The 12808-nt window shown below is 48.7% G+C and carries 9 protein-coding genes; 3 read left to right on the top strand and 6 right to left on the bottom strand.

Going from position 1 to position 12808, the window contains the following annotated elements:
• Positions 1 to 699: 699 nt before the first annotated feature.
• Entirely contained in the window at positions 700 to 1809 is a 1110-nt protein-coding gene (gene asd / locus AB7038_RS11385; protein WP_368889591.1) for an aspartate-semialdehyde dehydrogenase, read from the bottom strand.
• A 203-nt stretch (positions 1810 to 2012) separates the two neighbouring features.
• Between asd and nagK the strand changes: the two genes are divergently transcribed.
• The 3 genes from nagK (at position 2013) to AB7038_RS11370 (ending at position 6102) form a co-directional block, all read left to right on the top strand.
• Positions 2013 to 2924 (top strand): N-acetylglucosamine kinase, encoded by a 912-nt coding sequence (nagK, locus tag AB7038_RS11380; RefSeq protein ID WP_036424344.1) that lies wholly within the window; start codon positions 2013 to 2015, stop codon positions 2922 to 2924.
• 231 nt (positions 2925 to 3155) lie between these two features.
• On the top strand, positions 3156 to 4196 hold the full coding sequence (locus AB7038_RS11375) for a DUF2169 domain-containing protein (protein ID WP_368889592.1): 1041 nt from the start codon (positions 3156 to 3158) through the stop codon (positions 4194 to 4196).
• 364 nt (positions 4197 to 4560) lie between these two features.
• Entirely contained in the window at positions 4561 to 6102 is a 1542-nt protein-coding gene (locus AB7038_RS11370) for a methyl-accepting chemotaxis protein (protein WP_369453335.1), read from the top strand.
• On the opposite strand, the gene AB7038_RS11365 is transcribed toward AB7038_RS11370, so the two are convergent.
• The 5 genes from AB7038_RS11365 to atpD form a co-directional block, all read right to left on the bottom strand.
• Positions 6093 to 7253 (bottom strand): methyl-accepting chemotaxis protein, encoded by a 1161-nt coding sequence (locus tag AB7038_RS11365; protein ID WP_368889594.1) that lies wholly within the window; start codon positions 7251 to 7253, stop codon positions 6093 to 6095. The two genes, AB7038_RS11370 and AB7038_RS11365, sit on opposite strands and share 10 nt — an antisense overlap.
• Positions 7254 to 7540: 287 nt before the next feature.
• Positions 7541 to 9370, bottom strand: a complete 1830-nt coding sequence (gene glmS / locus AB7038_RS11360) for a glutamine--fructose-6-phosphate transaminase (isomerizing) (protein WP_369453334.1) — start codon at positions 9368 to 9370, stop codon at positions 7541 to 7543.
• A 94-nt stretch (positions 9371 to 9464) separates the two neighbouring features.
• Complete coding sequence (gene glmU, locus AB7038_RS11355) at positions 9465 to 10838, bottom strand: bifunctional UDP-N-acetylglucosamine diphosphorylase/glucosamine-1-phosphate N-acetyltransferase GlmU (protein WP_369453333.1); 1374 nt, start codon at positions 10836 to 10838, stop codon at positions 9465 to 9467.
• Positions 10839 to 10967: 129 nt separating this feature from the next.
• A complete protein-coding gene (locus AB7038_RS11350) occupies positions 10968 to 11393 on the bottom strand; it encodes a F0F1 ATP synthase subunit epsilon (RefSeq protein ID WP_004236731.1) in 426 nt (141 codons plus the stop codon).
• Between the two features lie 21 nt (positions 11394 to 11414).
• A complete protein-coding gene (gene atpD, locus AB7038_RS11345; RefSeq protein ID WP_004236732.1) occupies positions 11415 to 12797 on the bottom strand; it encodes a F0F1 ATP synthase subunit beta in 1383 nt (460 codons plus the stop codon).
• Positions 12798 to 12808: the final 11 nt, after the last annotated feature.

Genomic DNA, 12808 nt, shown 5'->3' with positions numbered 1-12808 from the left:
TTATGTAAACTAATTTAATCACTGCGATAATAAATAAATTCTGTTAATAAAAAACCGGATTAACACAAAAGAAACATTTATTTATTTCGTTACGGTTTTGTGAAACGGGAGTATGTTTATATAAGAAACTCACAGACTAAAATTAACGAAGGAAGAATGAACAACAGGAAAAAGCGGGCGGTACAGAGGATCAGAAATCAGCGTCTTTTTTTATTACCCGAATCAAGCCATTTTTACAGCGCCGGGAACAGCAGACAAAAAAACAAGAAAGAGACAAATACAGCGGGTGATTTAAAACATACAACTAAATATAAACATTAAGTCAGTCTCAACAGCTATTAACGCAGATTTTAATTCTCAGAAAGATTAAATATCTGCTATAAAACAGCCTCCGGGAATATACAACACATTATATGTACAGTTTTAACAATAAAATAAAAACGGAACAGGAATGAAATGTTACCGGCGCATTTTGCGCAAATAACAAACAATAAACGGAATGTACCAATGATCCCGGTAATATAGACCTGACTGGTATTGTTCAGCCGCAAAAAACACATACACCCCGTTGTTTAACCGGTTCAGTCAGTAAGAAGATGCAGATACTGCAAAAGAAGCAAAGAGTAAACAAAAAAAATGACCCATGTGAAAAATTCAACACATGGGTCTACACCATAAACTATCTTTAGATGATTATCGTTATTTCAGTAAAATATTCAGCATTCTGCGTAACGGCTCTGCGGCTCCCCACAGAAGCTGGTCACCCACAGTAAACGCAGAGATATAATCCGGCCCCATATTCAGTTTACGGATGCGCCCGACCGGCGTTTTCAGTGTGCCGGTGACCGCCGCCGGGGTCAGCTCACGCACGGTAATATCGCGATCATTCGGTACCACGCGAACCCACTCATTATGGGCAGCCAGCAATGACTCAATCTCCGCAACCGGCAGATCTTTCTTCAGTTTCAGGGTAAATGCCTGGCTGTGGCAGCGCAGAGCGCCGATACGGACACACAGGCCATCCACCGGAATAATATTCTGACCGCGTGACAGGATTTTGTTGGCTTCCGCCTGCCCTTTCCATTCTTCACGGCTCTGGCCGTTATCCAGCTGCTTATCAATCCACGGGATCAGGCTCCCGGCCAGCGGCACACCGAACTGTTCCGCCGGTAATGCGCCGCTGCGGGTAAATTCAGTGACTTTGCGTTCAATATCCAGAATCGCGGAAGCCGGGTCCTGTAACTCTTTCACCACATGGGCGTTCAGTGCTCCCATCTGCACCAGCAGCTCACGCATATGACGCGCACCGGCACCGGATGCCGCCTGGTAAGTTGCCACAGAAGCCCACTCCACCAGATCCGCCTCAAACAGGCCGCCCAGTGACATCAGCATCAGACTGACCGTACAGTTACCGCCGACAAATGTTTTAATGCCGCGGTTCAGCCCTTCTTCTATATGCTTACCATTCACCGGGTCGAGAATAATGATTGCATCATCATTCATCCGCAGTGCTGATGCCGCATCAATCCAGTAGCCGTCCCAGCCGCTCTGACGCAGCTTCGGATAGACATCATTGGTGTAATCGCCGCCCTGGCAGCTGATAATAATGTCGAGCGCGCGAAGTGCATCAATATCAAATGCGTCCTGTAACGTGCTGCGGTGCCCGCCGAATGACGGCGCTTCCCCGCCGCTCTGCGAGGTTGAGAAGAATACCGGACGGATCCCGTCAAAATCCCGCTCTTCTGTCATGCGCTGCATCAGCACAGACCCCACCATCCCGCGCCAGCCGACAAATCCCACATTTTTCATCGTGATGTTTCCTTTTATTCTCATCTGAACTGCGTTTGCAATACTCTTAACCTGACAAAATATGAATAACGGTGCAAGTGAATTTATTGATGATCCCCTGCTGTTCAGAAGCGGGACTTATATCAGACGACGGGTTCTCATCCGGCCGCCGGTGCTTTATGCTGGGGATAACACAACAGTGATCAGAACAGGGCGGAATCATCATGTATTACGGTTTTGATATGGGCGGGACAAAAATTGAGCTTGCCGTTTTTAATGAAGCACTGGAACCGGTCTGGCAAAAGCGTATCGCGACACCGAAAGAGAGCTACGCCGCGCTGCTTGAAGCGTTCAGACAACTGACAGAACAGGCGGATAGCGAACTCGGATGCAAAGGAAAAATCGGTATCGGCGTTCCCGGCATTGTGAATCATGAAAAAGGAACGGTGTTTACCACCAATGTGCCTGCCGCTCAGTATCAGCCGCTGCGCCATGATCTGGAAACGATACTGCAGCGCCCGGTAAAAATTGAAAATGACGCCAACTGCTTTGCACTCTCCGAAGCCTGGGATCCGGCATTCCGCCACTACCCGACAGTACTGGGACTGATCCTCGGTACCGGTGTCGGCGGCGGCTTTGTGATTAACGGGACCGTGTTGCCGGGGAAAAATGGTATCGCCGGCGAAATCGGCCACATCAATATGACGCTGGAAGGGGATAAACTTCTCGGCCATCAGGTTCCGGAGACTCTCTGCGGCTGCGGAAAAACCGGCTGTTTTGAAACCTATCTTTCCGGCCCGGGATTTGAGCGGATTTTCACGGCATTTTACGGCGAAAAACTCAGTGCGGTTGATATTATCGCCCGTTACTACGATGGTGATCATAATGCGAAACTGCACGTTGAGCGGTATATGTCGCTGCTTGCGCACTACCTGGGAAATGTGCTGAGTGTTTTTGATCCTGATTTGCTGGTGATCGGCGGCGGATTATCACAGTTTGAGGAGATTTACCGCCTGCTGCCGGAATACCTGCCGCAGTACCTCTACGGTGTTGCCTCACTGCCCGCCATTCATAAAGCCCGTTACGGGGATTCCGGCGGAGCCCGGGGCGCAGCCTGTCTCAATTTTTCCGGCTGATAAACATTTATTTACCGCCTGCGGTGCGGGCGGTAAATAATAAAAAGAATATCGGTTAACTCTTATATTCTTTTCCCGGAAAAAGACTACATTAGCGATATTAAAAATCGGCTGAATCCGTAAAAATATCGTGTTTATACATAGGATACTATTATATCTGCCCTGTATTACATCAGCCCGAGGGAAATTACTTATTATTGTGATTTTTTATCTGTTATAAAGGCTAATGTCATGAATTTTATCAATCACACTATTTTTCCGGCACTCAATTATGACAGCGATAATCAGCAACATGATACATTTCATATCGTTGCATCACGTATTACCTATGATATCCGGATAAATAACCGTGATGGTCAGAGTCAGCTTATTATTTCCCCGGAACAATCCATGCTGAATTATACAGATGTCAGCTACGATGAAATGGTTGATACCAGTATTGAATACGAAAGTGATTTAGCCCCTTATAAACCCAAAACCGATATTGTCATTAACGCCACGGCGTTTGTGCCGGAAAATAATCCGGTTCCGGTTTTTGATGTCGGTATTCAGATCGGAAAATATCAGAAAGCCCTGCGCATATTCGGTCCCCGTTACTGGATAAAAGAGGATAACGAATGGTTTCTCACGGAATCTGAACCGGTACGTTATCTTGAGATCCGTTATGAGCATGCCTCCGGCGGTACATACAGTGCCGGTGATACCATTTTTACCTCTCCGGCAAACCCGATCGGTATGGGCTGGTACCCGGCGGAATTTCTGGCTCAGTGTGATAAAACACAGTTACCGGCGCATCAGATAGAATCCCCGGATATCCCGGCAGAACATATCAGTCAGATACTCCGCCCGGACGGTTTCGGTTTTTTCGGCCGGACCTGGCAGGGACGGACAGAGTACGCCGGTGATTACGACCCGGTGTCCTCACTCCCGCCGCAGACACCGGATAACCTCAATTACTGGTGCGGTGCCCACCCGACACTGCAAATCCCGCATCTTAAAGCCGGTAATAAACTGCCGCTGAAACTGTTCGGTCTGGTCTCCGCCACTGAAATTGAACGCCAGCATGTGCTGTTTTATGTTCCGGTGGAGAACCTGTTTGTGTTTATCGGCTCCGGTCTCGGGTTTTCCATCCCGAAAAATTTACAGCTCGACACCGTCGTTGTGGACATGAATCTGAGAAAAGTGTTCTGCACTTACCGTATCGCCCTTCCGGAATCACTGAATGTCGCCGAAATGACGCTGCGCCACATTCCGGATCACCCGGTCAGATAACCGGTACACATTTACCTTAAAAACACGGCTATTGTCTTCACTGAAAATTACGGTTAAGTAATGATTTAAAAATTCCGAAACTGAGATTTATTTAAATTTAAAATCCCTATCCAATATAAAAAACGAATAACATAAAAACTGTTGTCACATCAACAAACAAGAATAAATATAATATTAATTTAATAATTAAAGATCGCTTAAATTGTTTCATCTCTATGACAAAAAATAATTTTTAAAAATAAAAAAATCTATATTTCCCGGTCAATTACTAATATATTAGCCCAAAAATAAAACAACCATTCTGTACTGTTTTTTACAGTACGGAGGGCTATTTGTTAATTATTTTATATCACCCGGGGTTATCATGAAAAACAACATGCCAGTCACACAGCATGAATACTCGCTTAACGACAATGCAATATTAATGTCAACCACTGACACTCAGAGCCATATAACCTATGCAAACTCTGCATTTATTACCGCAAGCGGGTTTGAGGAAGGGCAATTAACCGGACAGCCTCACAATATTATCCGCCACCCGGACATGCCCCCGGCCGCCTTTGCCGATATGTGGTATACCCTGCAGCAGGGTGACAGCTGGACAGGTATTATCAAGAACCGCTGCCGTAACGGCGACCATTACTGGGTGCGGGCAAATGTCACCCCGGTCTGGCACGATAAAAAACTGACAGGCTATATTTCTGTCCGGACAGTACCAACCCGTGATGAAATAAAAAAAAGTGCCTCACTTTACAGCAGGTTAAAGAGTAATAAATTAAACGGATATCGTTTTTTTAAAGGTATTATTATCCGCAAAGGTAAACTGGCATTTTTATCATTACTGAAATGGCTGCCTGTCGGGCAGCGGATTAATTATTCCTTATTAACTGTAATGCTATTAACCCTTGCTCTGGTATTTTCACCGTTAAATCCGTTTATTCAGGCAGGTGGTGTGGCGGCTTTATTTATTCTGCTGTCGGTTTACCTTCAGTCACAAGTCTCTCAGCCGGTTAAATTACTGCTGTCACAGATGAAAAAAGTCGTTTCCGGGCGGAAACCGGATCCGGTACACATGGACAGAGTTGATGAAATCGGACTGCTGATGCGCCTGGTGAATCAGTCAGGACTTAATCTGAACTCGCTGGTGGATGATGTCAGCACCCAGGTTGCCGGGATCCGCGCTATCAACCAGCGGGTTTCACAGGAAACCACCGCGCTGCATACCCGCTCTGAAGAGGCATCCGCCCATCTGCAGCAAACTGCGGTCGCCATTGAGGAAATCAGCAGTGCGGTGCAGCAGACTGCCGAGAGTGTTTATCTGACGATGAATATCGCCGGTAATGCGAGTAACAGTGCAACTCAAAGCAACGAAACCATGCAGAAAACCATCGATATGATGCATACCATTTCTGCGGATAATAATCAGATTGTTGATATCATCGGCGTGATTGACCGTATTGCTTTTCAGACTAATATTCTGGCGCTGAATGCATCGGTGGAAGCAGCCCGTGCAGGGGATGCCGGACGGGGCTTTTCTGTTGTGGCGGCAGAGGTACGCAACCTGGCGCTGCATTCCGCCTCTGCCGCCAAAGAGATCAAAACCCTGATTGAGAAAAACGCGGCCAATGTCCGCACCGGCGTGACAATGGCAGAGCAGACTGAAACCCAGCTCGGGGAAATGGTCACCGATGTGCTGAAGATGTCATCCATGATCAATGAAATCGGTCTTGCCACCAAAGAACAGACTCAGGCACTGGAGCTTATCAATGAATCCGTCGCCCGTATCGGTACCATGACCGGCAACAATACTGAAATGGTCAATAATGTCACCGGTGCCACCACTGAACTGACAAGGCGCTCCTCGCGATTACAACAGGCAATTCAGGTTTTCGGTAATCATGCCTGAGCTGATGCGGCAAACCTCGTGACCCGTTTACCGGTATTTAATCCCGGTTTGTTATGCGGCTGAGCAGCGGCATGATCCGTCAGGCGGAAATCCCGTGTCCGTGACTGTAAATCCGCAACCTGAGCCTTAAGCGCATCAGAAGAACCGGCAAGCTCATCGGCGATCATCACACTGCCCTGAGTTGCCTGTTCCAGCTCGGAAAGGGCCGTTGCTATCTGCTCAATCCCCTGTTGCTGCTGCTGTGTGGAAACAGAGATCTGCGCCATCAGGCCGTTTACCCGCTCCGCCCCCTCAACAATCTTATTCATATTCACTTCGGCACGGTGGACAATATCCTCTCCCTGCTTAACATTATCGGTTGTCACCGCAATCAGGGATTTAATATTTTTGGCTGATTCTGAACTGCGGTGAGCCAGATTTCTGACCTCACCGGCGACCACAGTAAAGCCTCTGCCGTGCTCACCGGCACGGGCGGCCTCTACAGCAGCATTCAGCGCCAGAATGTTGGTCTGGAAGGCAATGGAATCAATCAGGGTGATTATTTCAGTCATCTTATTGGTGCACTCATTAATAGAATGCATATTGGTGGCCACTTCCTCCATCAGCTTACCGCCATGTCCGGCAAACACGGTTGCTTCCTGTGCATGCTCACTGACCAGCACCGTATTCTCCGCATTATTTTTAGTTCCGGCGGCAATCTCCTCCATATTGGCCGCTGTTTCCACCAGCATGGCCGATTGCTGCTCTGTCTTGGCAGACAGCTCAAAACTGCGCATTGCCAGCTGCTCAGACAACACAGATGCAGAATCTGATGAGCTGCGGATCTCACTGACCAGCAGAGAAAGGCTTTCTGCCAGCTGATTCACCCCGGGGATCAGGCGTCCGGCACAGTTATTACCAAATACCGGGATCCGCACCGACAAGTTACCGGCGTTGACCTCATCAATACTGTTTTTCACGGCATTAATCGGCATCACCAGATACTTTGTAATGTAAAACCATGAGCAGGCGAACGTAAAAACACTAACAATATTAAGCATTACTAATTTAATTAGTGCAGACAGGGGTAAGAGAAAGATAATATTAATTGTAGTGAAATTACAGATGAGAAAGACGACAATGACGGTTCTTATACTGATATGTTTAAGCATAACTTACTCCAGTATTGGTATTTTGCGATATTTTTAGTGCCTGAATCTTAATTTATTTTTTATTTTGGCTTTCTATATAATTGGTTATTAAAGAAATAAATTCAAATTCTATTACTGATAAGTAAGTGAACCTAATCACATTTAGTTTATAAATATGATTGTTAGTCAAATAATGATGTTATTTTTCTTAAGGATGAGAATGGCGGAATAGAAAAAGCCCGGCGAACATCACAATGATACGCGCCGGGCTTTACTAATTAATTATCTGAAACTAAATCAGGCTCAGCTTACTCAACTGTCACTGATTTCGCCAGGTTACGCGGCTGATCCACATCGGTGCCTTTAATTAAGGCGACGTGATAGGAAAGCAGTTGTAACGGGATGGTGTAGAAGATTGGGGCAATAAGCTCTTCCACATACGGCAGCGGAATAATTTTCATATTTTCGCTGTCGCTGAAACCGGCGTCTTTATCTGCGAAGACATACAGCAGACCACCACGGGCACGGACTTCTTCAATGTTGGATTTCAGTTTTTCCAGCAGTTCGTTGTTTGGTGCCACGATAATGACCGGCATATCCGCATCAATCAGCGCCAGCGGGCCGTGTTTCAATTCACCGGCGGCATACGCTTCTGCGTGGATATAGGAGATCTCTTTGAGCTTCAGTGCGCCTTCCACCGCGATCGGGAACTGATCCCCGCGGCCCAGGAACAGTGCGTGGCTCTTGTCAGAGAAATCTTCCGCCAGCTGCTCGATGACTTTGTCCTGGGACAGCATGCTCTCGATACGGCTCGGCAGCGCATGCAGTGCAGTCACAATACTGTGCTCCAGCGCTTCACCTTTGCCTTTCAGGCGGCCGAGGTAAGCCACCAGCATCAGCAGAACAGTCAGCTGAGTAGTGAATGCCTTGGTGGAGGCCACACCGATTTCAGTCCCGGCTTTGGTCATCACGGCAAAATCAGATTCACGTACCAGCGATGAACCGGCAACGTTACAGATAGCCAGTGAGGTCAGATAACCCAATTCTTTACCCAGACGCAGTGCAGCCAGAGTATCTGCGGTTTCACCGGATTGTGAAATAGTGATCAGCAGGCTGTTCTTGCGGCAGGCCGGTTTGCGGTAACGGAATTCAGAGGCGATTTCGACATCACACGGAATACCCGCCAGTGCTTCAAACCAGTAGCGGGAGACCATCCCGGCGTTGAATGAGGTACCGCAGGCGACAATCTGGATATGCTCGATACCGGACAGCACATCACGGGCTTTTTCACCCAGCTCGCTGAATTCAACCGTTTCATTGCGCAGTCGCCCTTCCATCGTGTTTTTGATGGCCAGCGGCTGCTCATAGATCTCTTTCTGCATGTAATGACGGTAAATACCTTTATCACCGGCATCATACTGAACGTTGGATTCAATCACATCACGCTCAGTTTCATCACCATTACGGTCAAAAATATGAACATGACGGCGGGTGATTTCAACTATATCCCCTTCTTCCAGGTAGATAAAGCGGCGGGTAACCGGCAGCAGCGCCAGCTGATCAGAGGCGAGGAAGTTTTCACCGACACCCAGACCGACCACCAGCGGGCTGCCTGAACGGGCAGCAACCAGCAGTTCCGGTGTGCGGGAATCCATAATTACCGTACCGTATGCACCGCGCAGCTGCGGGATAGCACGCTGTACGGCTTCACGCAGCGTACCGCCCTGTGCATGTTCCCAGTTCACCAGGTGTGCGATAACTTCAGTGTCTGTGTCGGATGTGAACTGATAGCCGCGGCCTTTCAGTAATTCCCGTAATTCACTGTAATTTTCAATAATACCGTTATGAACAACGGCGATATTTCCGGAAACATGCGGGTGTGCGTTGCGTTCCAGAGGCTCACCATGCGTTGCCCAGCGTGTGTGCGCGATACCGGTGCCGCCGGAAACCGGCGTTTTTTCTGCTTCTTCCGCCAGCATTTTTACTTTACCGACTTCACGCAGGCGGGTCAGGTGCCCTTCGCTGTCCACAACCGCCATACCGGCAGAGTCATACCCGCGGTATTCCAGACGACGAAGCCCTTCTAACAGAATTTCAGCGATATCACGTTGTGCTACTGCACCAACAATTCCACACATAGTTGTAAATTCCTGATTTAACGATGTCCTGCCTGATTGTTTTTACGGCGTTGCCGTGTCCCCGGGCTGTGTAGATATGGGGTTATTATTGTATTTACTTTTTCATTTTTACCGGGCGTTTCCAGCCGGCAATCTGGGTTTGTCTGACCCGGCTTATCACCAGTTCATTATCACCCACATCTTTTGTTACGGTTGTACCGGCACCGACGGTCGCGCCTTTCCCGATAGTGACCGGTGCCACCAGTTGGGTATCAGAGCCGACAAAAACATCATCGCCGATCACGGTTTTGAATTTGTTTGCGCCATCATAGTTACAGGTGATAGTTCCGGCACCGATATTCACATCGTTACCGATTTCCGCATCCCCCAGGTAGCTGAGATGTCCGGCTTTGGAGCCGGTGCCGAGTGTCGCTTTCTTCATTTCGACAAAGTTGCCGACATGAGCTTTATCCGCCAGCACAGAGCCGGGACGCAGACGGGCAAACGGACCGACAGTACAGTCACGGGCCATTTCGGATGATTCCACCACGGTATACGGGCTGAGCACAGAGCCGTCACCAATAACACAATCTTTCAGCACACAACCGGCGCCAATCACCACATTATTACCGAGAGTCACATTGCCTTCGATAATGACATTCACGTCGATGATGACGTCTTTACCGTGTGTCAGGGTGCCGCGCAGATCAAAACGCGCCGGATCAAGGATCATGACACCTTCGAGTAACAGGCGATCAGCCTGTTCACGCTGATAAATACGTTCCAGCGCCGCGAGCTGAAGGCGGTTATTCACCCCTTCCATTTCACTCAGTTTTTCCGGATGAGCGGTCTCAATACGATGCCCTTCCTGATGCGCAATGGCAATAATATCGGTGATATAAAATTCACCCTGCGCATTATTGTTGTTCAGTTTTGCTAACCAGCGTTTGAGATCACCGCCGTTGGCAACCAGAATACCGGTGTTGATTTCGTTGATTTTCTGCTGCTCTTCAGAGGCATCTTTCTGTTCGATTATCCCGGTCACCTGACCGTTTTCGCGGATAATACGGCCGTAGCCCGCCGGGTTATCCAGGATCACCGTCAGCAGACCAATACCGCCTTCCGGTTTGACCGCCATCAGGCGTTCCAGGGTTTCAGCCGCGATCAGCGGAACATCGCCGTACAGCATCAGAATATCTTCGTCATCGGCAAAGTGAGGTGCAGCCTGCTGCATCGCATGCCCGGTTCCCAGTTGTTCTGCCTGTAAAACCCAGTTCAGATTCTGATCCGCCAGCGTATTCTGTAATAAATCACCGCCGTGTCCGTAAACCAGATGCACGTTCTGTGCGCCCAGTGAAAGGGCAGTATCAATCACATGCTGAACCATAGGTTTGCCCGCCAGGTGATGCAATACCTTCGGCAGCGCGGAGTACATCCGGGTACCTTTACCCGCAGCGAGAATTACCACACTTTTAGCATTCGTAGACATAAGAAATCTGATCGCTCCTCTTTTAGAGTGCCAAGTAAACCTGTTTACACACGAAAATACCACATATTTCGCAACGCAAAAAAGCCAGTCAGCGGATACTGACTGGCTTTTATATTTTAACTGCCTCGGTTACATCATCTTCTTGGCTAATTCGTCAATTACACGTAATTTTGCAATTGCTTTTGCCAGTTCAGCTGATGCCTGAGCATAATCCACGTCACCATGTGCTTTCCGGATGTTTTCTTCTGCGCGGCGTTTTGATTCCATCGCCAGTGCAGCATCCAGATCGTTTGCACGGATAGCCGTGTCCGCAAGTACGATAACGCCGTTTGGCTGTACTTCGAGCATTCCGCCTGAAAGGTAGATAAGCTCTTCTTCACCAAATTGCTTAACAATCCGTACCATGCCCGGTTTTATGGCAGTCAGCAGCGGGGTATGCATCGGGTAAATACCCAGCTCACCTTCACTGCCTGTCACCTGAATCTTCTGGACTAAGCCCTTAAACAGTTGTTTTTCGGCACTTACTACCGTCAGGTGAAACGTCATTGCAGACATATCAGCCTCCTGTCAACCGGATTAAATCTTCTTCGCTTTTTCCACAGCTTCTTCGATGGTACCAACCATGTAGAACGCCTGCTCCGGCAGATGATCGTAATCACCTTCCAGGATGCCTTTAAAGCCACGGATTGTGTCTTTCAGGGAAACGAACTTACCCGGTGAACCGGTGAAGACTTCTGCCACGAAGAACGGCTGAGACAGGAAGCGCTGGATTTTACGGGCACGGGCAACAACCAGTTTATCTTCTTCTGACAGCTCATCCATCCCGAGGATTGCGATGATATCTTTCAGTTCCTGATAACGCTGGAGGATTGACTGTACGCCACGGGCAACATCGTAGTGCTCCTGACCAACAACGAGCGGGTCAAGCTGACGGCTGGTGGAATCCAGCGGGTCAACCGCAGGGTAGATACCCAGAGACGCAATCTGACGGCTCAGAACGACGGTCGCATCAAGGTGGGCGAACGTAGTTGCAGGAGACGGGTCAGTTAAGTCATCCGCAGGGACGTAAACGGCCTGTACAGACGTGATAGAGCCTGTTTTGGTCGAGGTGATACGTTCCTGAAGCACACCCATTTCTTCCGCCAGTGTCGGCTGGTAACCTACCGCTGAAGGCATACGGCCTAACAGCGCGGATACTTCAGTACCAGCCAGGGTATAACGGTAGATGTTATCAACGAACAGCAGTACGTCGCGGCCTTCATCACGGAATTTTTCCGCCATGGTCAGACCGGTCAGAGCAACGCGCAGACGGTTTCCCGGTGGCTCGTTCATCTGGCCGTACACGAGTGATACTTTGTCCAGAACGTTGGAGTCTGTCATTTCATGATAGAAGTCGTTACCTTCACGGGTACGCTCACCGACCCCTGCGAATACAGAGTAACCGGAGTGCTCGATCGCGATGTTACGGATCAGTTCCATCATGTTTACGGTTTTACCCACACCCGCACCACCGAACAGACCGACTTTACCACCCTTAGCGAACGGGCAGATCAGGTCCATTACTTTGATACCTGTTTCCAGCAGTTCCTGGGAGTTAGACAGTTCTTCGTATGTTGGTGCAGCACGGTGAATAGACCATTTTTCTTCTGCGCCGATGTCACCTTTCATATCGATCGGATCACCCAGAACGTTCATGATACGTCCTAAGGTTTTCACGCCGACAGGGACTTCGATCGGGTGGCCTAAATCGGTTACTTCCAGATTACGGCTCAGACCATCAGATGTACCCATAGCGATACAACGGACAACCCCGCCGCCTAACTGCTGCTGAACTTCCAGCACCAGTTTTTCTTTACCATTTGTTACCTCAAGCGCATCGTACACTTTCGGTACTGCATCCTGAGGAAATTCGACGTCCACAACGGCGCCGATAACCTGGATGATTTTTCCAGTAGCCATCTTGAATCCTC

The sequence above is a fragment of the Morganella morganii genome (assembly GCF_041099235.1).
In the GTDB taxonomy this organism is placed as follows: domain Bacteria; phylum Pseudomonadota; class Gammaproteobacteria; order Enterobacterales; family Enterobacteriaceae; genus Morganella; species Morganella morganii_E.
The sequence above is the reverse complement of the archived record's forward strand: the minus strand, read 5'-3'. Positions and strand labels throughout refer to the sequence as shown.

Excerpts from the sequence above, each read along its gene's own strand:
- nagK (WP_036424344.1), top strand. The coding sequence starts at position 2,013 with ATGTATTACGGTTTTGATATGGGCGGGACAAAAATTGAGCTTGCCGTT.
- AB7038_RS11350 (WP_004236731.1), bottom strand. The coding sequence starts at position 11,393 with ATGTCTGCAATGACGTTTCACCTGACGGTAGTAAGTGCCGAAAAACAA.
- AB7038_RS11375 (WP_368889592.1), top strand. The coding sequence starts at position 3,156 with ATGAATTTTATCAATCACACTATTTTTCCGGCACTCAATTATGACAGC.
- AB7038_RS11365 (WP_368889594.1), bottom strand. The coding sequence starts at position 7,253 with ATGCTTAAACATATCAGTATAAGAACCGTCATTGTCGTCTTTCTCATC.
- AB7038_RS11370 (WP_369453335.1), top strand. The coding sequence starts at position 4,561 with ATGAAAAACAACATGCCAGTCACACAGCATGAATACTCGCTTAACGAC.
- glmU (WP_369453333.1), bottom strand. The coding sequence starts at position 10,838 with ATGTCTACGAATGCTAAAAGTGTGGTAATTCTCGCTGCGGGTAAAGGT.
- glmS (WP_369453334.1), bottom strand. The coding sequence starts at position 9,370 with ATGTGTGGAATTGTTGGTGCAGTAGCACAACGTGATATCGCTGAAATT.
- asd (WP_368889591.1), bottom strand. The coding sequence starts at position 1,809 with ATGAAAAATGTGGGATTTGTCGGCTGGCGCGGGATGGTGGGGTCTGTG.
- atpD (WP_004236732.1), bottom strand. The coding sequence starts at position 12,797 with ATGGCTACTGGAAAAATCATCCAGGTTATCGGCGCCGTTGTGGACGTC.